Origin of the sequence: Niallia sp. Man26 (assembly GCF_022049065.2) — a bacterium.
Taxonomy (GTDB): Bacteria; Bacillota; Bacilli; order Bacillales; family Cytobacillaceae; genus Niallia.
On record NZ_CP095743.1, the window covers coordinates 3,143,789 to 3,169,756 of the forward strand.

The window sequence follows — 25,968 nt, forward strand, 5'->3', positions numbered from 1 at the left end:
CAATAGGAATATATCCATTAAATGAAGCATTTTCCTATCTTTATCATATATACTAACAGCTTTTTGGTGAACAATCTTTAGTATTATCTTTGCTCGGACTAAAGTCTTAGAGTGGGATTAACACAAAAAAAGAGCGGACAGTTCTCCGCTCTTTTTCTTGCTGACATTAAGCAGTCGCTTCTGAAAATTGACTGTAATACAAATCTGCATAAAAACCTTTTTGCTGAAGTAATTCTTCATGATTGCCCTGTTCAATCACTTGCCCGTGTTTCATGACAAGGATGATGTCTGCATCCTTAATTGTTGAAAGCCTGTGTGCAATGACGAAGCTGGTTCGATTTTTCATTAGCTCTGCCATTGCCTCTTGAATTTGTGCTTCCGTTCGAGTGTCAACACTGCTCGTTGCCTCATCTAGAATCAGCAGGCTTGGGTTTGCCAGCAGTGCCCTTGCAATTGTAAGCAGCTGCTTTTGTCCCCCGGAAATATTCGAACCATCTTCATTAATGACTGTGTCATAGCCTTCAGGCAATGTGCGGATGAAATGCTCGGCATTTGCAAGCATTGCAGCTCTTGTTATTTCCTCATCTGTCGCACCTTGCTTACCATACGCTATATTGTCGCGAATCGTCCCTTTAAACAGCCATGTGTCTTGCAAAACCATGCCAAACATACTTCGTAAAGCTCCTCGATCCATTGTTGAGATATCAACACCATCAATCTTAATAACCCCGCTGTCAATATCATAAAATCTCATCAGCAAGTTAATCAATGTAGTTTTTCCAGCACCTGTCGGACCAACAATTGCCACTTTCTGACCCGGTTTAATTTGAATCGTTAAATCTTTAATAAGCTCCTCATCTTCTTTATAGCTGAAGTAAACTGCATCGAAGTCTACTGCGCCCTGCGGCTGCTCTATAACCTTCACTCTGCTGGTATCTTTCGGCTCCTCTTCTTCATCGAGCAGCTCAAACACCCTCTCAGCAGAAGCAATCGTCGATTGAATGATATTTGAAATATTAGAAAGCTGCTGAATCGGCTGTGAAAATTGTCTTGCATATTGAATAAATGCTTGCACGTCCCCGACAGTAATTCTGCCTGCCGAAACAAAAATCGCCCCGATAACAACAACAAATACATAGCCTAAATTATTGATGAATTGCATCAATGGCATAATAAGCCCAGAAATAAACTGAGATCTCCAGCTGGATTCATACAGCCTGTCATTAATGCTGTCGAATTCCTCCATCGCTTTTTCCTCATGGCCGAATGCCTTAACAATCTGATGCCCGGTAAACATCTCCTCGATATGCCCATTTAACGCACCGAGTGTTGCTTGCTGGCTCCGAAATTGCACTTGTGAGCGCTTAGCGATTTTTACTGTCGCTAGTATGCTTAAGGGAATAGTTAAAAAGCATACAATGGCAAGAACAGGACTAATCGTAAGCATCATAATAATAACACCGACAAATGTAATGACAGATGTAATCAATTGAGTGACACTTTGCTGCAGCGTATTATTAATATTATCAATATCATTAATGGCTCGGCTCAATGTTTCACCATGTGGTGTTCTGTCAAAATATTTAAGCGGAAGTCTTTCCAGCTTTTCGTGCACCTCTTGGCGAAGCTGGAAGATTGTCTTTTGCGAAATATTAACCATAATGATCTGCTGTATATACATAAACAACGCACTTATAATATATAAAAGAATAAGCCAGACAAGGACCTGTCCGATTGCAGCAAAATCTATTTCTGCCCCTGGCACACCGTTCATTTTATTCATCAGCCCATTAAAAAGCGTATCAATTGCTTCAGCTAATATTTTCGGGCTGAAAATGGAAAAAACAGTGCTTAGGATCGCAGCGGCAATCACAAATAAAAGCTGGATTTTATAGGTACCAAGATAACGAGCAAGCCGTTTTAGCGTCCCTTTTGCATCCTTAGCTTTTTGAACAGGCATTCTTGGGCCACCATGTCCTCTTGAGGGAATAGGTGAAGGATGCTTGCTTTGATTATTATGTCCACTCATACTGTCTCCTCCACTACACCTTGTGACTTCACGATTTCTTGATACACACTGCAGCTTGCCAGTAATTGCTCATGTGTGCCAATCCCTGCAATCTTTCCTTCGTCTAAGACGATAATAGTATCTGCATCTTTAATGGTGCTGACCCTTTGTGCAACGATTACAACATTTGCATCCGTAATTTCCTTATTCAACGCTTTTCTTAAATTAGCATCTGTTCGATAATCAAGGGCGGAAAAGCTGTCATCAAACAAGTAAATGCGCGGCTTTCTTACAAGTGCTCTCGCAATGGACAGACGCTGCTTTTGTCCGCCTGAAAGATTTGCGCCTCCTTGTGAAAGTTCTGAATAGATGCCCTTCTCCAGCTCATCGACAAACTCCTTCGATTGGGAAATCTCCAAAGCTTTCCGTATTTCTGCCTCTGTAGCATCTTCCTTTCCAAATCGGATATTATCGGCAATTGTCCCTGTAAAAAGGACAGCTTTTTGCGGCACATAACCGATTAGCTGGCGCAGATCGCCTTGAGCATACTCCTTTATATTCATTCCATCTACAAGTATTTCACCTTTATTCACATCGTAAAATCTTGCTATTAAATGAAGGATTGTGGATTTCCCTGAGCCTGTCCCGCCAATAATGGCAGTTGTCGTTCCAGGTCTCATTTGAAACGAAAGATGCTCAAGCACTGGCTTTTCTGCCAAGGGATAAGAGAAACTCACATTCCGAAATTCTACATCTCCTCTGCGTAGCATTTGACTGTTTGTTTCGTTATCCTTCATTACTGGCGAAATTTCAAGTACCTCATTGATACGCTCTGCAGAAGCAGAAGCACGAGGCATCATTACAAATATCATGCTGACCATCATAAGAGAAAACATAATTTGCATTCCATATTGGACAAACGCCATGATGTCACCGACCTGCATATTTCCTTGGTCTACCTGAATAGAACCGAACCAAATAATAGCAACTGTAGATAAATTAAGAACAATCATCATAATCGGCATGGTAATCGCCATAATTTTATTGACCTTTAAAGCAGTAGTGGTCAAATCTTCGTTAGCATGACGAAAACGTTTCTGTTCAAACTCCTCTTTATTAAAGGAGCGAATTACACGAACACCAGTCAAATTTTCTCGAAGCACACCATTAAGGTTATCAAGCTTGTTTTGCATCACCTTAAATAATGGGATGCCCTTTTTTATAACAAGATAGATAGTAAGTGCGAGTACCGGGATGGCCACTAGGAATATCAAGGACAGCTTCGCATTTTTTGATATTGCCATTACAATCCCGCCGATACACATCATTGGCGCTAACACAACCATTCTTAATATCATCATTGTTACTTGCTGCACTTGACTTACGTCGTTTGTTGTTCTGTTGATTAGCGAGGAAATTCCTACTTGATTTGCTTCCTCTATTCCGAAGCTCTCTACCTTATAAAACATCTTTCTTCTTAAGTCCTTTGCAAAAGATGATCCAACTTTAGAGGAGTAATAGCTTGAAAAACAAGCACATACCGTGCCAAAGGCAGCGACTGCAATCATCAATCCGCCTAGTTGCAGCATTAGAGGGCGGTTATCCTTTACAATTCCATTATCGACTATATCAGCCATAATTGTCGGCAAAAACAGTTCTGCCAGTACTCTGAACAGTGTTAATAACAGTACGATCGCAACCCCTATCTTATACGGTTTTAATCCTAGCAGCAGCTTCTTCATTCATTTCCCTCCAATCTTCCTTCATTGTTGCTATAATCTCTCGACAGCTTCACTGTATACCTCATTTAGCAACTCAATAAACTTATTATTAACTGCTATATCTCTTGCTCTTTTCATACATTTACTTTGTACTATCATTTCCTTTATCTTTTAAAGAAAACCTTTCAACCTGTCTGTTCCTATTTATAAACAAAGCGAAAATTCTTCCTTTCATTAGGCAGGCTAACTAATTATAGGAAAGGGTATTTTTGATGTCAATTAATATAGAAGAACAGCAATCTTGCACAAAAAAACCCGCTTTGCCGGCGGGTTTTTGTCTTACACTTTAAATTTATTAACAATCACAAGCAGCTCTTCTGCCATTTTTGTCAAAGCTTTAGCAGAGGAATTAATTTCTTCCATGCTGGCAAGCTGCTCTTCTGAAGCGGCTGCCACCTCTTGGGCACCTGCTGCATTGCCAAGTGCAATTGTGGCAATATCATTGGCTGAGGAGGAAACCTCTTGTAGGCCTGCAGACATTTGCTGTGCAGCCCCAGATACGTCTTCCATTTCCGGACCCATTTCTTTTGTGCTTTGTATAATTTGGGCAAACTTGTCAGATGTAGCTTCTGAGATGGATAATCCTGCTTCAGCATTTTTTGATACTTCTCCCATGATGACAACCGATTGATCTGTATCTTTTTGAATGTCAGCAATAAGGGCAGAGATAAGCTTAGCAGACTCCTGCGATTGTTCTGCAAGCTTGCGAACTTCATTGGCAACAACGGAGAAACCTTTGCCGTGCTCTCCGGCTCTTGCTGATTCAATGGCCGCATTTAAAGCCAGTAAATTAGTTTGATCAGCAATGGAGCCAATAACTTGAATGATTTTGCCGATTTCCTTGGAGCGGATATTTAATTCCTCAATCACTTTATTTGATTGCTTAATAGACTGGTGAATAAACTGCATTTGTTTCAAGTTTTTCTCAACAAATGCTCCGCCTTCTTCAGCCAAATGATGTGCATCCTTGGAAAGAGCTGCGACAGCAGTTGATTTATCTGCAATCTTCATTACATCTTGAAGAACTTCCTCTAACGAAGTAGAGTTTTGCCCAATACTTGTCGTAATGTTCTCTGCATCATGAGCAATTTGCTGCACAGATGTAGTCACCTGATTAGAAGCAGCTGTCGTTTGACCAGCACTTGCCACCAATTGTTCAGAAGAGGCAGTCACCTGCTCCATCGAATGATTCAGACTTGTAACAACATCTCGCAAGTGACTCTGCATGCTTGTAAAGCCTTTGGCAAGCAAACCAATTTCGTCCTTTGCTTTAATCGAAATATCTTCTGTTAAATCACCGGCGGAAATTCGTTCTGCACTTTTAGCCAACAGCTTCAATGGCATAATAATAGAGCGGATAATATAGAAAATAAGTGCGCCGCCAATTATAATTGCCGCAATCAGCACAATCGTTGTTGTTGAAAAAATAGTCGAAGACGCCTTTCCTATCTCCGATTGATCCATAACGCCAGCAATCTTCCAGCCTGTTTTTTCATCAGACTCATAAATTGCTAACCTCTCCTGCTGTTCGTCAGTAAAGGCCACTTCTCCTTCCTTCTCTTTATACATTTCCTGAATCCACTGTGAATTATCCTTTGCACCAGTATTTGAATTAGGATGATAAATATAGTTTCCTTGTGCATCCAGGAGCAGCATATATCCTTGTTCACCGATTTTCGAGCCTCTGATCATATCCTTTAAAGAACTGATCTTTAAATCGATTGCAATGGCACCTTTTTTTTCATACGTAACCTTAGAGAACGTAACAATCGAATTCCCTGTTCGCTCATCCTCCCTCGGCTGGAGCATCACAACATTCCCGTCTGAATTAACAGCTTCCTTATACCAGGTTTGATCGAGAAAATCTATTCCATCTGGCACTTCCTGATTTGCATTTATGTATACTTCGCCATCTTCCCTAACATAGTAAACATTAAGAACATCTTGGTTCTGTCCTAAGTATTGGGTGAATATTCTTCTTATTTCATTTCTGTCTCCGTCGAGCATTGAATCATCAATTGCATTCGCCATAAAGGTTGCATCCTGCTCTTTCTTAGTTGTTATAGATGCAATTTCATTATGAATAAACTTGACACTTTCATGTGAGGAAACAATTAGATTTTGTTCAATTTTATCTTTTGCTATTACATAGGAAACAATGGAAATAATTAAGCTGGGAACTAGGAGAATAGTGAGAAAGGAGAATATAAGCTTTTTTCGTATAGATACGAACTTAGTCTTTGTCTTTCTATTTTTCCCCAGTCTTGCAAACACAGTATTAATTTCTTTTTTCCAGTTTCGTATGCTAGCTGTTACTTTAGTGCCACCTTCTTTCTTTTTGAAAAATTTAGACTTTTTGCTTTTCATGAATACTACTCCTTTTGGGCTATTTATGAAAATATTCATATAAATCAAATTACCTATTCATTATAGCAAAAAACTAAATTTTTCTGAATAAATTATTTATAAAAAATATTCTTTTTAGTCGTTTATTGTCACTTTATGTTGTATTTCTCCTTTTCGTAAGTAGCTTTTAATATTTCCTAGCACCATATCTCCTATTCTCGCTGAACATTCCTCTGTAGCCCCGCCTATATGACTAGAACAGATAACATTATCAAGCTCAACTAATTCAAGCACAGGCGGTTCCTTGCTAAAAACATCTAATGCAGCTCCTTTTATCTTGTTAGCTTTTAAACAGGCGATAAGCGCCTTTTCATCGATTAAATCTCCTCTAGCAATATTGATTAAATAAGCAGAGCTTTTCATTAAGGAAAGTCTCGTTTCATTTATTAAATGATAAGTTGATTTTTTTAGACTAGTGCTGATTACTACATAATCAGATGTGGCTAGCAGTTCTTCCAGACTGACAAATTGCACACCAAGCCTTTTTGCTTCTTTTTCATCTTGGTAATTTGCAAATGCGACTATATCCATATCGAAACCTGTTGCCCGCTTGGCAACTTTTTTTCCAATTTCTCCAAATCCAATGATTCCAAGCCGCTTTCCTTCAATTTCATTGCCCATATGCAGCAGCCATTTGCCGTTTTTAACTATTTCATTTGATTTTGTTAAATTTCTTGAAACAGACAGCATCAAACCTATTGCAAGGTCTGCAACAGAAGATGCATTTTGGCCGGGAGTATTTGTAACCATAATGTCCCGTTCTGATGCAGCAGCCAAGTCAATATTATCAACACCAGTCCCAAACTTGGAAATATATTTGAGATTTGGAGCATTTGCTATCGTGTCTCGATCAATCCGCTCTACCCCAGTCACAATAATTTCTGCATCATGCAGGTAATCTGTTATACTTTCCTTTTTTGTTGTAATACTTGTTACCGAAACACCAAGCTTGCCTAATTCCTCCTCGAGCTTTCGCTTCTCTTTCGTAAAACCCTCACTTAAAGACAGTAAAATATTTGTCATGATTCTTCCCCCCATTAAATAACTGCTCACATAATAGTTGTATTATACAAAATCTTCTAACTAATTTCACATTCAATGGAATAATTTCTAACATAAAAAACCAGCTCTTTATTAGAAGAGCTGGTTTTTATGAGGATTAGTAAAAAATTTTTCGGCAATATTGCTGTAGCCTCCAATGTTAGGCAATGCTCCTGGTTCTTTGGCAATTAATGCACCCATTATGTTCCCATTGCAGGCATAATCAGCAGCCTTTTGAATGTTGGCAGGAAAACCATCTGTATAAATACAGTATAACACTGCCCCCATAAAGGCATCTCCTGCCCCTGTCGTATCAACTGCCTGTACTGCTTTGCTCTTAACATGCTGCACTTGCCCTTGAAAAACAGCATATGACCCGGCTTTTCCTGTTGTCACAAATAAAAGGGGAATATTCATTTCTTTTACTCTACTCAATGCCGCATCAAGACTTTCTTCCTCTAGTAAGAAAAGAAGCTCTTCCTCTGAAAACTTAACAATGTCAGCAATCGGCAGTAAAGACAGAATAGTGCTTCGGCAATGCTCTTCGCTCTCCCATCTTTTCAAGCGGATATTGGCATCAAAGCTAATGTAAGCACCATGGTTTTTTGCTGTCATAATTGCTTTTACTGTTGCCTCCTTTGCCGCTTCATGAAATAAGGTTCCCGAGCCAAAATAGAACAGCAATTTATTCAAGAAGGCTTCCTCTTTAATATCATCAACTGACAGGACATCATCAGGTGTCTTATTTTCATAGGAGTGGAAATGCCTGTCCCCATTTTGATCTAAATGAATGTAGACACTTGGAAGCAGCTTTCCTTTCGACAGCACACTATAATCAAGCTTAATATTTTCCTTAGCCAATTGTTCCTGTACAAACTGGCTATCTTGTTCATTTCCGAGCTTTGTCACATAAAAGCTTGGAATACCGAATCTGCTTAAATGGACTGCCAGGTTCACAGAAGCTCCTCCAAGCCGCTTTTCATAATTGTCATTGTTCTCATTAATAGACAAATAATCTATAAAAGCATCACCGATAGCAATTGCCCCTTGATGTACTATTCTCATCTTCTTATTCCTCTCTATCTGTTCATATTCTCCTATTTTATTGTAAAAACCAAATAATGTGAAACCCTTTTGGTTTTTTTCCCGTTAATATATTGGTGGACTTAGTTTAGTTCCTATGGCTTATGGAAAAGAGGGTAGATGCCTATAGAAATGGGAGTTTTTCTTTTCAAATAAATTTGTTATGATAGATAGGACATGCGCATAAAATCAATAGATTATTAATTACATATAAAGCATTAGGAGTGGATAGTTTGGACGTTTTATGGGAAATAGTTGTCGCCATCATCTTAGGGATTGTGGAAGGACTAACAGAATTTGCACCTGTTTCCTCAACAGGTCATATGATCATCGTGGATGATTTGCTGCTTAAATCTGGAGAATTGTTTAACCCTCAGGTTGCCAATACTTTCAAGGTGGTTATTCAATTAGGGTCTATTTTAGCTGTTGTCATTCTTTTCTGGGGTCGTTTTATGAATTTACTTGGCCTGAAAAAAGATATTAACGGCAAAAAAATCGAAGGACCTAAATTAAGTCTTGTACAAATTATTATCGGTTTACTGCCTGCTGCAGTTCTTGGCTTCCTTTTTGAAGACTATATCGATTCGAAGCTCTTTGGCATTCGCACAGTCGTTTACGCATTGATTGCTGGAGCTGTTTTAATGATTATTGCTGATTATGTACAAAAAAAGAAAAAAATCACAGCAGAAACTGTCGATCAAATCACTAATAAACAGGCATTCTTCATCGGCTTGTTCCAGTGTATCGCTTTATGGCCTGGTTTTTCCCGCTCTGGATCTACTATATCAGGGGGAGTGCTGATGGGCTTAAGCCACCGCGCTGCAGCAGACTTCACCTTCATCATGGCAGTTCCAATCATGGCAGGAGCAAGCTTTTTATCACTATTGAAGAACTGGGAATACATAACTGGAGATGTTCTGCCGTTTTTCATCGCAGGCTTTATCAGCGCATTTATATTCGCATTGATTTCCATTAGATTCTTCTTAAAATTAATAAACAGAGTTAAATTGGTGCCATTTGCCATTTACCGCATCCTTATAGCGGTTATCATCATTCTTGTATTCTTCTAAAAGAGAAAGCTTTTAAGCTTTCTCTTTTTTCATATAAAAACCAATCAGTATAAAAGAACTAATTTCCTTCATTTTATGGAATACTGGCAGGAAAATACTTTTTATTTCTCCCTTATTTTGTTAACATGCAAAAAGTAAGTTCAAATCCAAGGAGCCTGCCAAAAATGCCAAACATTTCGAAGGAAACGGAAGACATCAAGGAATTGCTGCGAATGATAGACCATTTAAGGGATGAGTTGGTCCAAATTGCTTCAAGCGAAGGCTTTTCAAGTCCAAATACAATCAGGACAAGCCAGCTGCTTGATTCCTATATAGTTAAGTACCAACGAATGTGCAAAAAAAAGAAAGATTAACTACAAAAAAACAAGTGCAATAAATGCACCTGTCCTTATATTAAATCCTATTTTTATCCTTAACCTCTAAAATATCCAATAAGAAAATAAAAATTGGAATACCTACAATCAGTCCCCATACCCCAAAGAAATGCTCTGAAAAAATCAGGACAATAAAGGTAAAAAATACAGGTAAGTCAGTTTTTGAGGACATAAGCTTCGGATTAAGTATATATGCTTCAATTGCATGCACTACCATTACAATAATAATGACTGTTACTACCTTCGCAATACCGCCTATCGAAAACGCAATGATACATAATGGAATCAACGAAATAATGACGCCCGCAACAGGAATAAGCCCTAATATGAAGATCATCATGGCAATGCCAAACAGCTGCGGGAAACCTAGAAAGTATAAGGAAATCGTCGTCAAGCCACAGTTTACTAAAGCAATAATGAATTGTGCCTCAATTACCTTGCCAAAGGTTCCAGCAAATTTACTCCCAAAATAACTCAATTCACGATAAATCGGAGCAATCTTGCTTTCATTGAACTTATGAGAAAACTGCTTGAGCCGGTCTTTCTCCAATAAGTAAAACAAGCTTAAAATAATAGCCAAAAACAGCTGCAGACCAAGTTTACCGATATTCGTAAAATAACCGAGAACGAAGGAAAAGCCCTGCTCTAAATAATTAAGGACCTGATAACGGCTAATTGTCTCTATCATGTAGTTGATAACCGGATTATCATTCGGTCTCATGTAAAAACGGATTATATTGCGCACCAATTGTTTAATTTCTTCAATAAAGACTGGCAAATAGGCGGAAATTCCGTACACTAGCGCACCTATGACAATGATATATAATGCGATGGCAATAATGCTCCGCTTTATAGGAAGTCTTTTGGAAAATAACTCGACAAATCGATCCATCAAAAAAGCAAAGATGAACGTAAATAATATTAAGTTAATCATACTGCTCACTGCATAGAGGATGACAGCAAACAAAACAAGAATAAAGAATCTCTTTATATCCTTGTTAGCAAAGATATTTTTGTACTCACCCATAAAAAGACTCCTGACACCAATAAAATAAGCGATTCAAGTTAATCACTTCAAACATGAAATTTCTTCCAGCGTTATCCAAAAATTTTTTAACTTTAAAAACTTTCCTATATCTTATTATCAATTTAGTTGCACAAAATAACAAGTGTAATTTATTAAGGATGGGAGGAAATTCGAATCATTCATCAGGACAACCCCCTTTCAACACTTGTCCTTTTCTCCTACTGTTTGGTAAATAGTGGTTGTTTTTTCACAAAGCTGTCAAACTCAGCATTTTCAAGCAATAATGTTTATATTTTTTTGAAAATTTCTTCTTTACAGTTTATTAAAATCCTAGTAAACTGGACAAAAGTTTCAACTTTAGATAATTTTCGATCTATTTCGACATCAGGAGGTTCTTATGAACATTTTTCGTAAAAAAGCTGTTTCCACTAGCTCAGCTACTTCGTTAAATCGTGTACTTGGCGCATTTGACTTAACCATGCTAGGTGTCGGCGCAATTGTTGGAACAGGGATATTTGTTCTGACAGGTGTAGCAGCAGCAAAGTATGCCGGACCTGCACTTATACTTTCATTTATTATCGCTGGGCTTGCATGTACATTCGCAGCTTTATGCTACTCTGAGTTTGCATCGATGATACCAGAATCAGGCAGTGCATACACATATAGTTATGTAGCTTTTGGAGAGGTTATCGCATGGATACTCGGCTGGGACTTAGTGCTAGAATACGGACTCGCATCGGCTGCGGTTGCAAGCGGATGGTCCGGATATTTCCAAGGCTTGCTTGCAGGATTTGGCATCCATTTGCCGACCTTCATGACAAGTGCTTATAATCCTGCAGCAGGCACGTATATTGATATCCCTGCCATAGTAATCGTATTTATTATTACACTCGTATTAACGAGAGGGATTAAAGAATCATCGAAGCTGAACATCGTGATGGTTGTCATCAAGATTGCTGTTGTTCTATTATTTATCGCAGTTGGGGTTTGGTACGTAAAACCAGATAACTGGGCACCGTTTATGCCATTCGGTTTCCAAGGTGTCGCCACAGGTGCAGCAGTTGTTGTGTTTGCATACTTCGGTTTTGACGCAGTTTCCACAGCAGCTGAAGAAGTAAAGAATCCGCAGCGGAACTTGCCGATCGGAATCATATCTGCATTAGCTATCTGTACAGTTCTATATATTATTGTATCCCTTATTTTGACTGGAATTGTGCCTTTCGCACAGCTTGACGTTAAAGATCCAGTAGCATTCGCATTGGCTTTTATAAATCAAAACTGGGCTGCCGGTCTCATTTCACTAGGTGCCATCATTGGTATTACAACCGTTTTAATGGTAATGATGTTTGGGCAAACTCGTTTGTTCTATGCAATCAGCAAAGACGGTCTATTACCGAAACCTTTGCAAAAAGTCAGCCCAAAGAGCCAAGTGCCAATTGTCAGCACATGGGTCACTTCTGCTTTAGTTGCTACTTTCGCAGGGCTTGTCCCACTTAACCAGCTAGCAGAGCTTACAAATATCGGTACATTATTCGCATTTTCAGCAGTTTCACTAGGAGTCATCGTATTGAGAGTCAAACAGCCTGATTTAAAGAGAGGCTTTAGAACACCGTTTGTTCCGCTTATCCCAGGCTTGGCCATTGTTTTCTGTGTATACCTTATGCTTCAGCTAAGCTCATTTACATGGAAAGGATTTGCTGTATGGCTGACAATCGGACTAGTTATCTATATCGGATACGGCTACAGAAACAGCAAGCTTAACGCAAATAAAGCATCATCCTAATAAAAAAAACGGGAATCAGATGATTCCCGTTTTTTTTACTCATTATTTGGCCGTTTAAATGGCCACCAGTTTGCTTCACCGAAATTCTTGACCATAACAGGGATAAATAGCGGCAGGATAATCAATGCATACAGGAACAAGCCAACTAAAACAATGCTTGCTATTTGCAGCAGTGACAGCATGCCAGATGGCATCATCGCTGCAAACGTCCCACCTAAAATGACTGCTGCTGAGATAATGACAGTCCCCATTTTCTTCATTGCTTCAAGCATTGCTTCTCCAATCGATAAATCTCTGTATTCATTGAAGCGATCCATTAAGAAGATACTATAGTCCACTCCAAGTGCGACAAGAATAACAAATCCGAAGAACGGAACAGCCCAGCTTATTCCCGTGTATCCTAACAGATTGACGTAAATCGCTTCATTGATTCCCATCGCTGTATAGAATGTCAAAATAAGTGAACCGATAATATATGCCGGCATGATGATGGAACGGAATAAGAAAATGAGGACGATTCCAATTCCTACAAGCATCCACAGCACCGTTTTCGAGTAATCCTGATTAGACATTGTGCGCAAATCCGCATTGGTGCTGGTAATTCCCCCAACTGCCACTTCTGCATTTTCTAATTTCGTTCCCGTAGTTGCTCTTTCCACCGTATCCTTTATATCGTCAATTTGGTTGATTGCTTCATTAGAATAAGGGTTCGCTGAAAAGACTACATCCATTGTCATAATTTTATTATTTTTAGATAAGTAAGCATCTAAAGCCCCTTGGAAGTCATCACTTTCTAGCACCTCCTCAGGCAAATAAAATTGATTTTGGTCATTTTTGGATAAACCAGATAAATAATCTGTTGCTGAGTTCAAGCCGTCTGACACTTGATCAAGCCCGTCAGCACTTTGATTCAAGCCCTCAGTCAAATCGCCAAGCTGTCCGTTAATGTCACCAAATCCATCAAGCAGCTGCTTTTGTCCATCACTAATGCTTGTAAGTCCGCCTGTCAGCTTCGGCATATTATCGACAATTTGTCCTTGGCCGTCAGCTAATTGGTTTAAGCCGGCTTGTTGTTGTTCGATGCCTGCGATGAGCTGTTCTAGGCCTGTACTTACAGCAGCTTGATTTTCTAAAATTTCGCCATATGTGTTGTTGGCTTCACTGACACCTGCTTGAAGTTTAACTAAGCCTGCGTTTATGTTCATAATACCACTATATAAATTAGGTAAGTTATTTTGTGCGCCCTGCACTGCCTCTTTTATACCTTTATAAGCAAGGTCACTGCTAATACCATTGTATCTTTGTTCAAGACCGGTAAAGTAATCAGGCTCAATCTTAGCAAAACCGTCATTAAGTTCTTTTAAACCATCTTCAGTCTTCTTGTAATTAGTAAGAAGTGTAGACAAGTTTGATTCTGTTTGTTCATAGCCAGCCAGCAATTGCTGATGATACTTAAGAAGATCTTCAGCACCTGACTTCGCTGTCTCCAGTCCTGCTTTAATCTCATCAGACCCAGCAGAACCTTGACGGATACCGTCTTCTATTTTAGCTAAGTTCGTCTGTATTGTACCTAAATTTGTTTTAACTTCATCAGTACCTTTAATCAAGTCATTAATGCCACTTGTTGCGTCATTTAACTGAGGTCCTGATTTGGACAGCTGATCGCCTGCTTCATGCAAGCCATCGCTGATTTGATCAATGCCGTCCTTTCCTTCGCCAAGGCCTTCTTCTAATGTTTCAGCCTGCTTGGAAATATACAAATCTTCGATTGGTTCTCCTGTAGGTCTTGTGACAGAGCGGACATCTTTAACAAGGTCTACTTTCTCTAATTCCTTGCTGATGTTTTCTGCCAAGCCTAGATATTCAATAGAATCCATTTCTTCATCATTTTTAATGGTAATGGTTGTTGTCATCGATTCACCTGGACCAAAGCTGTCAGCAATTGCGTTGAAAGCTTTGATGGACGGTGCATCGTCGCCGATTTCATCCAATGAGTTAAAGGAAAGTGTTCCATCATATGTAACAAGGAATGGAACAGTGATTGCAGCAACAATGGCAAGTGCAATAATAGGGCGCTTGATGGAGAAGCGGCCGGCAATCTCCCAGATTTTACTGTCACCATGCTCTGCACTGCCTTTTGAAGGCCAAAAGATCTTCTTCCCGAGCAGCACCATAATGGCAGGTACGACTGTAAATAACGCTACTAATAATAATGCTACACCAACAGCAACTGCTGATGCTGATTGATACAGCTTAAACTGAGAGAAGCCGATAGCAGCAAACCCGATCATAACTGCTATTCCGCTGAACAGCACTGTTCTTCCTGCATTTCGATATGTCTCAACAATAGCTTCTGCAATACTTTCGCTATGCATCATCTCTTCCTTAAATCTGCTTAATAAAAGAATGCAGTAATCTGTACCGATACCAAATAGAACGGCAACAAGGAAGATTTGTGTGTAATTAGAGATAGGGAAATCGAATTTATCAACAAGGATAGATACGATTGACTGGGAAGCCAAATAGCTCAATCCGACTGTTATAAGCGGTATGAACGGCGCTATAACCGAACGGAATACTATTAAAAGTACAGCAAGTATAAATACGACCGTTATACCTTCTGTCTTTTTTAAGCCTTCTTCTGAGCTTGTTGTTAAGTCTTGGTCAATCATCCAATTACTTGTATAATAATGATCTACTTTAAACTCTTCTAATTCGTCATATAATGCCTTACTGACTTCTTCTGCTTCTCTGTCATTCCAGCTGACCTTTAGTGATACAAGAATGGTTTTGCCATCGTCAGAGACGAGCTGGTCTTTAAGACTTTCATCTGTGAAAGAGGAGAGAATTTCTGTGATGCCAAGCTTTTCCTTGTCTGCTTCTAGCTTTTTAACAGCCTTCTCAGTTTCTGCCTTTTCCTCTGCAGTCAATTTCTTGCTGCTATGAAAAACAAGTGCAACTGACGACTGATCACCTTGGTTCTCTTGGCTTTGAATCTCATCCATGATTTCTGTTGCTTTTGCAGAGGAAAAAGTATCTGGCACACTTACCTGCCCTTTCTCTCTGACAAGATCCCCCATATTCGGAGCAATCATAAACAGCCCGACAATAGCTGCTATCCACAGAACAAGAACAATCCATTTTCCTTTGAGAATGCTATTCACTCTTTGACCTCCGTCTTCGTATCTTTATTTTCTTCTATTAATTTGTCCAGCTTTTCAAACGTTGCTAAAAAGCCTGAAATTTCCTGATCATCAAATTTATTGATAAGACTCTCCACTAAGCGATGTATTCTTTCTTCCATTTTCGTAAAAATCGCATTGCCTTTTTCTGTTAATGTCAAATAAATGACTCTTCGATCTTTTTCATCCCTTGTGCGTTCAATCCATTCTTTTTCAAAAAGTCTATTAATAATAGATGTAATCGCACTTTTATTAACACCGAACACTGCAGCCAGTTCAGAAGATGTACAAACCTTCACTTGGTTAATGTGGCGCATTGTGTAGTGCTGTTCACAAGTGAGAACATCTCCGATTTCCATTCTAATGAGATTATCCAATTTCCGGTTTACAGAGAAATTGATGTCTACATACCTATCGACGACATCTTTAATTTTTTTGCTGCTGATTGCTTTCACCCCCAAATAATAGTTCAACTACTTAACTATTAAACATTTTAACTTTCTCCTTGTTTTTATGTCAATCAGTTTCTTTTTATTCTTTTATTTTTTCTCATTGCATAGAGACTATGCTATAATGACCTCAAAATGAAGGGGCTAATGCATATGAAATTCACTAATGAAAACACACTTATGGAAAGACTGGGAATTGAAATAACAGAAGTAAAAGAAGATGGAACATGCATTGCCACAATGCCTGTTGATGAAAGAACAAGACAGCCTTTTGGCTACTTGCACGGCGGCGCTTCTGTTGCCTTAGCAGAAACGGTTGCAAGCTTAGGTGCTGCAAGTCTTGTCGATTTAGAAAGCACAGCTGTCTTTGGCCAGGAAATTAATGCTAATCATATCCGCTCCAAAAAAGACGGAATCGTTACAGCAATCGCTTCTGTCATCCATCAAGGAAAAAGCAGCATGGTATATGAAATAAAAATTCAGGATGAAGAAGGCAAACTCATATCGATTTCCCGCTGCACGATTGCAGTCGTGAATAAGCGTAAATAAAAGGGCGCATCCATAAGATGCACCCTTTCTTTATATGAATTAGTTTGTACTTATATCCCTGATTTCAGGCGGACTGTCCAGAACAGTTTCTATATAATTTTTACCCCAATTGTACATGCTGTCGAGGATAGGCATTAAGCTTTCCCCTTCTTTCGTAAGGGAATATTCAACCTTCGGCGGAACGACTGGATAAACGACTCTTTTTACAATAAGATCTTCCTCTAGTTCACGAAGCTGGTTTACAAGCATTCTTTGTGTAATACCTGGCATTAATGCCTTTAACTCACCAAATCTTTTCGTCCCCTCTTTGCCGAGATGCCATAAAATCAGCATTTTCCACTTTCCGCCGATAATACCTAAAGTCAGCTCTTTCTCACAATTGAAGACCTTATCTTCCATGCGGCTCATAGACACTCCTCCATTCCTTTTCCCATACTTAGTATACTTTTAGACACTATATATAAATAAAGTGCGTACTTACGTATTAAAATTATAAGCCGTATAATCGACATTGTACAAGAAATAGGAATCAAGGCGGCTTTGTTAGGCAAATAATAAAAAGCCCCAATCAAAAAAGGAGTGTTTAAAATGAAATTACAATTAGCATTAGATTTAGTAAATATCCCGCAAGCAATTGAAGTAGTATCTCAAGTAGCAGATCATGTTGACGTTGTTGAAATCGGAACACCGGTTGTTATAAACGAAGGTCTTCGCGCTGTTAAAGAACTGAAAGATGCATTCCCAAACGTGACAGTTCTTGCTGATTTAAAAATCATGGACGCTGCTGGTTATGAAGTAAGTCAAGCTGCTGCTGCAGGAGCTGACATCGTAACAATTCTTGCCGTTGCAGAAGATGAATCCATCAAGGGTGCTGTAGCTGAAGCGAAAAAGCAAAACAAACAAATCCTCGTTGATATGATTGCTGTAAAAGATATTAAAGCACGTGCTAAAGAACTAGATGAGCTCGGTGTAGACTATATTTGTGTACACACTGGCTATGATTTGCAAGCAGTCGGCAAAAACTCTTTTGAAGACTTGAAAGCAATTAAAAGTGTCGTAAAAAATGCAAAAACAGCTGTTGCAGGCGGAATTAAGTTAGATACTCTTCCTGAGGTTATTGCAGCACAGCCTGATTTAATTATTGTCGGCGGCGGCATCACAGGCCAAGATAACTTACAAGAGACTGCTGCTAAGTTTAAAGAATTGATCCTTCAAGGGTAACAGACTATGAACACAAGCGGATACTTGGAGGCTGTTTTAGCTGAGCTGAAAGAAGCCTCCACACATGTTTCCACTGAGCAGACTGACTCTCTAGTTGAGGCAATTTTGTCAGCCAAAAAGGTATTTGTTGCAGGAGCAGGCCGCTCTGGTTTTATGCTTAAATCCTTTGCAATGCGAATGATGCATATGGGCATTGATGCATATGTAGTCGGTGAAACTGTAACTGCCAACTTCGAAAAGGAAGACTTGTTGATTATCGGCACTGGATCAGGTGAAACGAAGGGCCTTATTTCGATTGCTGAAAAAGCGAAAAGTATTGGCGGCAATGTCATCGCTGTGACGATTTTTCCAGAATCCACAATCGGCAAAATTGCTGATGCAGCGATTAAACTGCCTGGATCACCAAAGGATAAAACAAACAGTGACTTTAAAACAATTCAGCCAATGGGCTCCTTATTTGAACAGCTTATGCTGCTTACACTGGACAGTGTCATCCTGAAATATATGGAAGTAAGAAATCTTGATTCCAATACAATGTATGGTAAACATGCCAATTTGGAATAAACTTATATAGGCTGCCTTATAAGCCAAAGCCAATTGATTGTATAATGGTTCCATTATATAGTATATTGGCTTTGGCTTTATTTAGTCTGTCTCTTGTAGACTTAACTAACTTGATAAAGGAGTAAATAAATTATGCAATCACTTAAAGGAAAAACGGCATTAATTACAGGTGCTGGCAGAGGCATCGGACGTGCGACTGCTATTGCACTTGCACAGGAAGGCGTAAACCTAGGATTAATTGGGTTAACAGAAGGCAATTTAAAAAAAGTTGCAGAAGAAGTAAAGCAGTATGGTGTATCTGTTGCAATTGCAACAGCAGATGTATCTGACAACCAATCTGTTATTGATGCTGTAAACAGTATCAATCTTGAGTTAAAGCAAATAGATATCTTAATTAACAACGCTGGCACTGCTAAATTCGGCGGCTTCCTCGACCTATCTGCTGAAGAATGGGAGAATATCATTAAGGTAAATCTAATGGGTACTTACTATGTAACAAGAGCGGTGCTTCCAGGAATGATTGACAGAAAAGCTGGAGATATCATTAATATTTCCTCAACAGCTGGACAAAAGGGCGCACCTGTTACAAGTGCATACAGTGCTTCTAAGTTTGCTGTATTGGGATTGACTGAATCGTTAATGATGGAAGTGCGCAAGCATAATATCCGTGTAACGGCGTTAACACCAAGCACAGTGGCTACAGATCTTGCCATCGATACAAACCTGACAGACGGAAATCCAGAAAAAGTAATGCAGCCAGAAGATTTGGCTGAATACATGGTTGCACAATTAAAGCTTAACTCTCGTGTATTTATTAAGACTTCTGGTATGTGGTCTACTAATCCATAAGAAAAAAGCAAACTCGGCGGACGAGTTTGCTTTTTTTCACACCTTTTTCGCATAAATAATATAGCGCTGCGGCGCATTGCCAACAAAGCTGAAAGGATAGCAAGTGGTCAAGACGAGCTCTTCTTTCGTATTATCCAACGTAATAATAGTCTGATCATCTGCTTCAACAATCTTTGTGGACGTGATTTCATAGGAGAAGCTTCCATATGGAAGCACCACTCTCAGCTCATCACCGAGTTCTAATTCACCAGCCCTTCTGAACACCGTATCACGATGTCCTGATAAGACAATTTGACCATTTTCGTTCGGATAATAGCTGCCCTTAAAGTGTCCGACACCTTTTTCCAAATCATCCGGATCTGTTCCTTCTACAATCGGCAAGTTCCCTTCGATTTTTGGTATTTCCAAAATGCCGACCGATTCCCCTGTAGGAGGCACGAAACGATTATCCTGCTCCTCATCCACCCAATCGTCCTTTTTCTCTTTAACCACAGCTTCTGCCTTTGATAATGATTGCTCTGTTTTCACCTTTGTTTCAGCTATATTCCATGCTCCCAATCCGAGAAAAACCGCTCCTCCTACTATAAGCAGGAGGGCAAACCATTTCAATTTTTTCATTATCAGCTTACGCCTTTCTTCTTTTTACGAATAGTACAACACTTCCTACTACTAGCATCATACACCCAATCAGAAGATAATTATAGTCCATTGTTGCTGTATTCGGCAGCACAGGTGTTGGATTTGTCTCTTTATCAGGTGTTTCTGGACTCTCACCTGGCGTTTCTGGACTCTCACCTGGTGTTTCTGGATTCTCACCTGGCGTTTCTGGATTCTCACCTGGTGTTTCTGGACTCTCACCTGGTGTTTCTGGATTTTCACCTGGTGTTTCTGGACTCTCACCTGGTGTTTCTGGATTTTCACCTGGTGTTTCTGGATTTTCACCTGGTGTTTCTGGATTCTCACCTGGTGTTTCTGGATTCTCACCTGGTGTTTCTGGATTCTCACCTGGTGTTTCTGGACTTTCACCTGGTGTTTCTGTGTCTTCATCAGTGATTTCAGAAATTCGTTTTTCTGCACTGTATGAAATCGGCTCTGTAAATGACTTAACAAAATCTACTGTCGCCTGCAGATCATCCGGTCCTTGTACAGGATTTTCACCGAATTCAGTTAAACGGTATTTGTCCGTAGTATGTGGGTACATATAGTTATTAACAACAACTGTATATGTTTTAGACAAGTCTAATTTTGAGCCGTCTGGCAGCATTAAATCAACTACTTCTCCAAATTCACCAAGTGATGCATCCCACGTATACTTAAAGCCTGCAATGCTTACATCTGGACCGTATGAGCTGAATTGAGTATTAAGCACTTCTTTTAATTCAGCACCTGTCAGCTCTAATTTAACTAACGTGTTACCGAATGGTTGAATATTAAACAATTCCTCCCATGTGATTTCACCTTGAAGCAAGTCATCACGAATTCCTCCGCCGTTCATTAAAGCAAAATCACTGTCCATTGCTGCTACCATGCCATCAGCAATTAAGTTACCAAGTGCATTGTCACCGACTTCCCCTTTAGAAGCGTAACCACCTAAAATATCCGTTGCCGCTACTCCAACAACTTCCTTCAGCTTAGGGCCAACTATGTCTTGATATTTATCAAGAATTGCTTGCACTTTTGCATCTGGTGTAACTCCCTCTTGTTTCACATCTACTATTTCAGCAGATTTCTTCACAATGTCCTTCGTAACTGGATCGATTTCTAAATCAATATCAGAAAACGCCTTGCCATATTCCCACGCTTGAACAATCAGCTTATTATCAACTAAACCGTTTATTTTCACATGATTATGTGCTGCAAAGATAACATCAACCGCATCATCCACTTTGTTCGCGATATCAGCGATAGTTCCTGTAATTTCTCCACTGTTTGCATCTTGATTTCCAGGAACATGAGTAACCACTACAATTGCCTCTATTCCTTGCTTTTGAAGCTCAGGAACATATTTATTGATCGCTTCTGCTTCATCTGTGAAACGAACATTTTCATTTCCTTTTGCAATAATCTGGCTTGGTGTATCAATATTTGCCACACCGATAAAGCCTACTTTTACGCCATCCACATCTTTAATTGTATATGGATCAAGCACAAGCTTACCTGTATCCTTATATTCCACATTTGCTGCAACAATTGGGAAGTTCATGCCGTCATAACCGGCAGTGCCATTCGGGTGCTCGCCGCCATTAATCATGCGGAGCATCTCGTCCACACCTTCGTCAAACTCATGGTTCCCAACAGTTCCGACATCAAAGCCTAATGCTTCCATTATCTCAACTGTCGGCTCATCTTGAAGCAATGCAGAAACTGGTGAGCTGCCGCCAATCATATCGCCTGCATGAACAAGTAATGTGTTTTCATTTTCTGCTTCATGCTGTTTTAAATAGGTTGCCAAGTAAGAAGCATAACCATAATTAACGCCATCTACTGTTCCAGTAACATCTATTTTACCGTGTAGGTCATTTACACCTAATAGCTGTGCTGAAATATTGCCTGTTGGACCATCAGTAGCATTCACTTCTGAGATTCTTCCCGTATTGTAAGAAATCGGACCATTGAAGCTTTTCACATAATCAACAGTCGCTTGCAGGTCTTCTCCCCCTTGAACAGGGTTTTCACCAAGCTTAGCAAGCAAATACTTATCGCTGCTATGTGGGTACATATAGTTATTCACTGTTATTGTGTATTTGCCATCTGGATCAATTTTTTCTCCATTTGGCAAGAAGATATCAACAACTTTACCGAATGATCCTTGCTTGCTGTCCCATGTATAGGAGAAGCCGCCAATACTGACATCAGGACCATAGCTGCTGAATTGGCTGTTCAAAATTTCCCGTAAGTCATCACCACTTATTTCCAGCTTAACTAAAGTATTGCCAAATGGCTGAATATTGAACAATTCATTCCAAGTAATGTCACCAGCATTTAAGTCATCACGAATGCCGCCGCCGTTCATCAGCGCAAAGTCACTATCCATTGCAGTAAGCATGCCGTCTGCAATCAAGTTTCCGAGCGCATTATCGCCAACTGCACCTTTTGTAGCATAGCCACCTTCCATAATCGTTGCTGCTTCTCCAATTACCTCATTCAGCTTCGGACCAACTTCCTCCGAATACTTGTTTAAGATTGCAGAAACCTCTGGATCAGGTGTGACACCCGCCTGCACTACATCAACAATATCAGCAGATTTTTTAACGATATCACCAGTTGCTGGGTCAATTTCAAGCTCTACATCTGCGAATGCTTTGCCATATTCTCCAGCTTGAACAATCAGCTTATTATCAACAACTGCATCAATCTTCACATGATTATGGGCTGCAAATAGAACATCGACTGCATCGTCTACGTTTTTCGCAATATTAGCAATATCACCTGTCGCACTGTCACCTGATTGATTGCCAGGAACGTGAGCAAGGACGATGATTGCTTCAACACCTTGACTTTGCAGCTCTGGTACGAATTTGTTGATTGCTGCTGTTTCATCTGTGAAGCGAATATTTTCATTTCCTTTACTGATAATCATATTTGGCGTATCAGTCGTTGCAACACCGATAAATCCAACTTTCACGCCTTCAACTTCCTTAATTGTGTATGGATCAAGCACTAGCTTACCTGTATCCTTGTATTCTACATTTGCCGCTACCATTGGGAAATTAATGCCATCATAGTTTTCCGTTCCGTTTGGATGCTCTCCGCCATTAATGAGGCGCAGCATTTCGTCCACACCTTCATCGAACTCATGGTTTCCGACTGTCCCAACATCGAACCCTAATGATTCCATAATTTCTACAGTTGGCTCATCTTGCAGCAATGCAGATACAGGAGGACTACCGCCTACCATATCACCAGCATGTACAAGCAGTGTATTAGGATTTTCAGCTTCTCGTTCACGTAAATATGCAGCTAAATAATCCATTCTGCCAATTGTGTTTGAACCATCTGCATATTCTTCGCTGATCTTCCCATGCAAATCATTAACGCTTAAAAGCTGCAGTTTAATATTTTCCTTGCTTCCTTGATTTTTAGCTTTATAGCCATTTGTTTCTGCTTCTTCTGCACTTGCAAAGAAGATGCGTTTTTCAACAGGCACCTCTGCAAATTTAGAAGGCTCCACATATTCCTTTGTCTCAGAATTTCCGACATATCTCGTTAATCCTTTACCTTGCTCTCTTGCCCGGAATTCAAATGGCAATTCTTCTAGAGGATTCTCTGCATTCCAGATACCTTTGCCATTGTCCTTTGCTTCTTTTACCGCAGATTGAAACTGATTATATTCAGCTTCCTCTCCGATTGGCCAAATGAAGTAAGTCGATGCATACCCTTGTTTAACCATTTCCAAGTTTGTATTCAAGTTATCGCTCTTGCGGATGATTTGAGCAAGCAGTCTTCCATAGTCATCTGTTGCCTCTTCTCCGACCTTAACGATTACTTTATCACCTGGTTTTAATAGGGAATTTAAATATGCCTTTGCTTCTTGTCCATGCTCTAGCTGACTTTCATCAGCAGCATTTTTTGGAGTATGATACGTTTCCGGTGTATCAATATTCACGTAACGCACCTTTGTCGCCCCAAGAACTGGTGATTCAAGATGAATAGTATCTCCGTCTACTACACTGCTAACAGTAGATTCATATTCTCCTGCTGAAGTTGGTGCATCAGGCTGCTCAGCAAGCAATGTTACGTCAGATGCCTTTCTTGGCAACACTTGGTAAGTATTATATTGACTCAATACACCTGTAAACTCATACCATTTTCCTGCTTCAATAGCAGATATAGCCTGTGTTCCTTCCATTACTCGCAATGTTGTTCCATTAAAGTTCTCATCAATTACGGAAACATTATAGCCCCCTCCAGCTGGAGTGGCAGGAATGGATTGTACATACCCTTTAAACTTAACTAACTGGCCTTCTTTTTGCTCAGCAAGACTAGCATCTGCCATGTTTTCTAGTGAAAATTCAATTGGTGCTGGTACTGCGTTTCCTTCTGATATGATTTCAATTCCATCAGCATTTGGTGCTATTTCCAGCAATTTGTTATATTCTGTGACTTTTCCTGTTACTTTTACTTTTTGTCCCTCTTTTAGGGCCGGGAAACTGCCAGCATTATTTGCATATAGATTGATACCTGCTGTATCATCTTGAATATATGTTGATAGCTTACCGCCGCCGATTCCTTCATTATCAGCAGTTACAACACCTTCAACTGTTACAACTTGTCCATTTTTTGCTCGTGCATCAGAAATAGAGATTTTGTCTGTTGGAGTGGAAGGAGTTTCCTCTTCCTCTTGTCCTGGGTTTTCACTTCCATTGTCTGTATCTCCAAAAGTATGCTTGCCAAGATCAGCAAAATGATCAATATCATAGATATCCCATTCTAATGCTGGATCAAAGCTCTCACTTCCAATGCTTCCTTTCGTTACAGAGCTTTTGCGAATAAGAGTATGGTTTTCAGCAGCACCATCTCCCCATTTTTCTTGCACACCAACAGTGCCAAACATATCGATGACTGCATCATTTTTTTTGAGCTCAATTACATCGTCACCATTAAAGTTGACGACACCATGCTGAATATCAGCCTTTTCCTTTATTGCGGCGCTGGCAGAGCTATGTGTGATAACATACACATCTCCATCTGCAAGCTTCCCTTCAAGCTTTAATGTTGTATTAGGTTCTGTCTTACCATTGGCATAAAGTACCAGACTATAGCTGGCAAGATCTACTTCACTGCCAGTCCCATTAAAAATTTCAATTGCTTTATTGTTTGAGCTGCCTTCTATGTATTCAGAAATAAATAAGTCATCAGCCGTTTGGCTTGCAGCAGAAACACTTGGAGTAAAATTGCCTAAGAAGTTCGGTATAACTAAAGTGAAAATTAGCAATATTGACAAAATTTTAAAACTTTGTTTCCCCTTCATCTATATCCTCCTTGGTCCATAAATTGCCTTACCAATTAAAGATATCTTAATATTGTAAAATTCACACTAGAATTCTGTAAAAATATTAGATAATTTGTATTATTTTGATTAAAATGATTAATTTTTCCTATAATTTGTCATTGTTACCTCTACAAAACTACCAATTTATCGACAATTTATATTTTACATTATTTGTAAACCTCTTCATTCACAGCTTACTCCTTTCAAGACAAAATCACTAAATTTTTTTAGCAATATAATAAATTCCCCTTTTTTATTCCATAAAAAAACTAGCCTAATCATTTTCCGGCTAGCTTAACACTTCTATACAGCTGTTATTCTTCAGATGGAATATTTAAAATCTTAACTGTCTTAAATGCAGGTATAATCTTAAAATTCAGGTTCCAATTGGAAGAAACTACTTCAAACTCCTGGTCTGTGACAGAAAATTGCATTACTACATCATTTTCTTCATCCAGCAGGACATAAGAATTCTGATTTGCGAACATTTTGTAGGATCTGTCCGCTAGAAGCGTCCAGCCATTTAATAATTCATGCGTTTTATTGGCCAATCTTTCTCCTCCTTTTTCTTTCCTATAATCGATTGTCA

General features: G+C 39.4%; 19 protein-coding genes. 7 read left to right on the forward strand and 12 right to left on the reverse strand.

Annotated features, from left to right (window positions below; translation table 11 throughout):
* Positions 1-166: 166 nt before the first annotated feature.
* The 5 genes from L8T27_RS15965 to L8T27_RS15985 all read right to left on the reverse strand — a co-directional run bounded on the left by L8T27_RS15965 (position 167) and on the right by L8T27_RS15985 (position 8,301).
* Complete coding sequence (locus tag L8T27_RS15965; protein WP_411228842.1) at positions 167-2,029, reverse strand: ABC transporter ATP-binding protein; 1,863 nt, start codon at positions 2,027-2,029, stop codon at positions 167-169.
* On the reverse strand, positions 2,026-3,750 hold the full coding sequence (locus L8T27_RS15970; protein WP_237941856.1) for an ABC transporter ATP-binding protein: 1,725 nt from the start codon (positions 3,748-3,750) through the stop codon (positions 2,026-2,028). The genes L8T27_RS15965 and L8T27_RS15970 overlap by 4 nt, the downstream gene beginning before the upstream one ends.
* A 318-nt stretch (positions 3,751-4,068) precedes the next feature.
* On the reverse strand, positions 4,069-6,156 hold the full coding sequence (locus L8T27_RS15975; protein WP_237941857.1) for a methyl-accepting chemotaxis protein: 2,088 nt from the start codon (positions 6,154-6,156) through the stop codon (positions 4,069-4,071).
* Between the two features lie 114 nt (positions 6,157-6,270).
* Positions 6,271-7,218, reverse strand: coding sequence for a phosphoglycerate dehydrogenase (locus L8T27_RS15980; RefSeq protein ID WP_237941858.1), 948 nt, complete (start codon positions 7,216-7,218; stop codon positions 6,271-6,273).
* Between the two features lie 111 nt (positions 7,219-7,329).
* The gene (locus L8T27_RS15985) at positions 7,330-8,301 is read right to left on the reverse strand and encodes a carbohydrate kinase family protein (protein WP_237941859.1); all 972 of its coding nucleotides are present in this window, start codon (positions 8,299-8,301) and stop codon (positions 7,330-7,332) included.
* Between the two features lie 251 nt (positions 8,302-8,552).
* Between L8T27_RS15985 and L8T27_RS15990 the strand changes: the two genes are divergently transcribed.
* Positions 8,553-9,389, forward strand: coding sequence for an undecaprenyl-diphosphate phosphatase (locus L8T27_RS15990; RefSeq protein WP_233316528.1), 837 nt, complete (start codon positions 8,553-8,555; stop codon positions 9,387-9,389).
* 164 nt (positions 9,390-9,553) lie between these two features.
* Positions 9,554-9,742 (forward strand): aspartyl-phosphate phosphatase Spo0E family protein, encoded by a 189-nt coding sequence (locus tag L8T27_RS15995; RefSeq protein WP_237941860.1) that lies wholly within the window; start codon positions 9,554-9,556, stop codon positions 9,740-9,742.
* A 40-nt stretch (positions 9,743-9,782) separates the two neighbouring features.
* Here L8T27_RS15995 and L8T27_RS16000 read toward each other — a convergent pair whose 3' ends face one another.
* Positions 9,783-10,790: an AI-2E family transporter gene (locus tag L8T27_RS16000; RefSeq protein WP_233316530.1), complete on the reverse strand. Its 1,008-nt coding sequence runs from the start codon at positions 10,788-10,790 to the stop codon at positions 9,783-9,785.
* 397 nt (positions 10,791-11,187) lie between these two features.
* Between L8T27_RS16000 and bcaP the strand changes: the two genes are divergently transcribed.
* Entirely contained in the window at positions 11,188-12,573 is a 1,386-nt protein-coding gene (bcaP, locus tag L8T27_RS16005) for a branched-chain amino acid transporter BcaP (protein WP_237941861.1), read from the forward strand.
* Between the two features lie 35 nt (positions 12,574-12,608).
* Here the strand turns inward: bcaP and L8T27_RS16010 are convergent, their stop codons facing one another.
* Both L8T27_RS16010 and L8T27_RS16015 read right to left on the reverse strand, forming a co-directional pair.
* Positions 12,609-15,737 carry an MMPL family transporter gene (locus tag L8T27_RS16010; protein ID WP_237941862.1) on the reverse strand — a complete coding sequence of 1,043 codons (3,129 nt, stop codon included), beginning with the start codon at positions 15,735-15,737 and terminating at the stop codon, positions 12,609-12,611.
* Complete coding sequence (locus L8T27_RS16015) at positions 15,734-16,228, reverse strand: MarR family winged helix-turn-helix transcriptional regulator (protein WP_233316533.1); 495 nt, start codon at positions 16,226-16,228, stop codon at positions 15,734-15,736. The genes L8T27_RS16010 and L8T27_RS16015 overlap by 4 nt, the downstream gene beginning before the upstream one ends.
* A gap of 129 nt (positions 16,229-16,357) precedes the next feature.
* Here L8T27_RS16015 and L8T27_RS16020 point away from each other — a divergent pair, with 129 nt between their 5' ends.
* Positions 16,358-16,753: a hotdog fold thioesterase gene (locus L8T27_RS16020; RefSeq protein WP_396953776.1), complete on the forward strand. Its 396-nt coding sequence runs from the start codon at positions 16,358-16,360 to the stop codon at positions 16,751-16,753.
* 39 nt (positions 16,754-16,792) lie between these two features.
* Here the strand turns inward: L8T27_RS16020 and L8T27_RS16025 are convergent, their stop codons facing one another.
* Positions 16,793-17,161: a winged helix-turn-helix transcriptional regulator gene (locus L8T27_RS16025; protein ID WP_233316535.1), complete on the reverse strand. Its 369-nt coding sequence runs from the start codon at positions 17,159-17,161 to the stop codon at positions 16,793-16,795.
* 180 nt (positions 17,162-17,341) lie between these two features.
* Between L8T27_RS16025 and hxlA the strand changes: the two genes are divergently transcribed.
* The 3 genes from hxlA (at position 17,342) to L8T27_RS16040 (ending at position 19,387) form a co-directional block, all read left to right on the forward strand.
* Entirely contained in the window at positions 17,342-17,974 is a 633-nt protein-coding gene (hxlA, locus tag L8T27_RS16030) for a 3-hexulose-6-phosphate synthase (RefSeq protein ID WP_233316536.1), read from the forward strand.
* A 6-nt stretch (positions 17,975-17,980) separates the two neighbouring features.
* Complete coding sequence (hxlB, locus tag L8T27_RS16035) at positions 17,981-18,538, forward strand: 6-phospho-3-hexuloisomerase (RefSeq protein WP_233316537.1); 558 nt, start codon at positions 17,981-17,983, stop codon at positions 18,536-18,538.
* 132 nt (positions 18,539-18,670) lie between these two features.
* On the forward strand, positions 18,671-19,387 hold the full coding sequence (locus L8T27_RS16040; RefSeq protein WP_233316538.1) for a 3-ketoacyl-ACP reductase: 717 nt from the start codon (positions 18,671-18,673) through the stop codon (positions 19,385-19,387).
* A gap of 36 nt (positions 19,388-19,423) precedes the next feature.
* Here L8T27_RS16040 and L8T27_RS16045 read toward each other — a convergent pair whose 3' ends face one another.
* From L8T27_RS16045 to L8T27_RS16055, 3 genes are all read right to left on the reverse strand, one after another.
* The gene (locus L8T27_RS16045) at positions 19,424-20,005 is read right to left on the reverse strand and encodes a class D sortase (protein ID WP_233316539.1); all 582 of its coding nucleotides are present in this window, start codon (positions 20,003-20,005) and stop codon (positions 19,424-19,426) included.
* A 7-nt stretch (positions 20,006-20,012) separates the two neighbouring features.
* Positions 20,013-25,358 (reverse strand): 5'-nucleotidase C-terminal domain-containing protein, encoded by a 5,346-nt coding sequence (locus L8T27_RS16050; protein WP_237941863.1) that lies wholly within the window; start codon positions 25,356-25,358, stop codon positions 20,013-20,015.
* A 335-nt stretch (positions 25,359-25,693) separates the two neighbouring features.
* On the reverse strand, positions 25,694-25,930 hold the full coding sequence (locus L8T27_RS16055; RefSeq protein ID WP_233316540.1) for a hypothetical protein: 237 nt from the start codon (positions 25,928-25,930) through the stop codon (positions 25,694-25,696).
* Between the last annotated feature and the right edge of the window lie 38 nt (positions 25,931-25,968).

Excerpts from the sequence above, each read along its gene's own strand:
- hxlB (WP_233316537.1), top strand. The coding sequence starts at position 17,981 with ATGAACACAAGCGGATACTTGGAGGCTGTTTTAGCTGAGCTGAAAGAA.
- L8T27_RS16050 (WP_237941863.1), bottom strand. The coding sequence starts at position 25,358 with ATGAAGGGGAAACAAAGTTTTAAAATTTTGTCAATATTGCTAATTTTC.
- L8T27_RS15985 (WP_237941859.1), bottom strand. The coding sequence starts at position 8,301 with ATGAGAATAGTACATCAAGGGGCAATTGCTATCGGTGATGCTTTTATA.
- bcaP (WP_237941861.1), top strand. The coding sequence starts at position 11,188 with ATGAACATTTTTCGTAAAAAAGCTGTTTCCACTAGCTCAGCTACTTCG.
- L8T27_RS16025 (WP_233316535.1), bottom strand. The coding sequence starts at position 17,161 with ATGAGCCGCATGGAAGATAAGGTCTTCAATTGTGAGAAAGAGCTGACT.
- L8T27_RS16045 (WP_233316539.1), bottom strand. The coding sequence starts at position 20,005 with ATGAAAAAATTGAAATGGTTTGCCCTCCTGCTTATAGTAGGAGGAGCG.
- L8T27_RS15965 (WP_411228842.1), bottom strand. The coding sequence starts at position 2,029 with ATGAGTGGACATAATAATCAAAGCAAGCATCCTTCACCTATTCCCTCA.
- L8T27_RS16000 (WP_233316530.1), bottom strand. The coding sequence starts at position 10,790 with ATGGGTGAGTACAAAAATATCTTTGCTAACAAGGATATAAAGAGATTC.
- hxlA (WP_233316536.1), top strand. The coding sequence starts at position 17,342 with ATGAAATTACAATTAGCATTAGATTTAGTAAATATCCCGCAAGCAATT.
- L8T27_RS15970 (WP_237941856.1), bottom strand. The coding sequence starts at position 3,750 with ATGAAGAAGCTGCTGCTAGGATTAAAACCGTATAAGATAGGGGTTGCG.
- L8T27_RS16020 (WP_396953776.1), top strand. The coding sequence starts at position 16,358 with ATGAAATTCACTAATGAAAACACACTTATGGAAAGACTGGGAATTGAA.
- L8T27_RS15995 (WP_237941860.1), top strand. The coding sequence starts at position 9,554 with ATGCCAAACATTTCGAAGGAAACGGAAGACATCAAGGAATTGCTGCGA.
- L8T27_RS15980 (WP_237941858.1), bottom strand. The coding sequence starts at position 7,218 with ATGACAAATATTTTACTGTCTTTAAGTGAGGGTTTTACGAAAGAGAAG.
- L8T27_RS16040 (WP_233316538.1), top strand. The coding sequence starts at position 18,671 with ATGCAATCACTTAAAGGAAAAACGGCATTAATTACAGGTGCTGGCAGA.
- L8T27_RS15975 (WP_237941857.1), bottom strand. The coding sequence starts at position 6,156 with ATGAAAAGCAAAAAGTCTAAATTTTTCAAAAAGAAAGAAGGTGGCACT.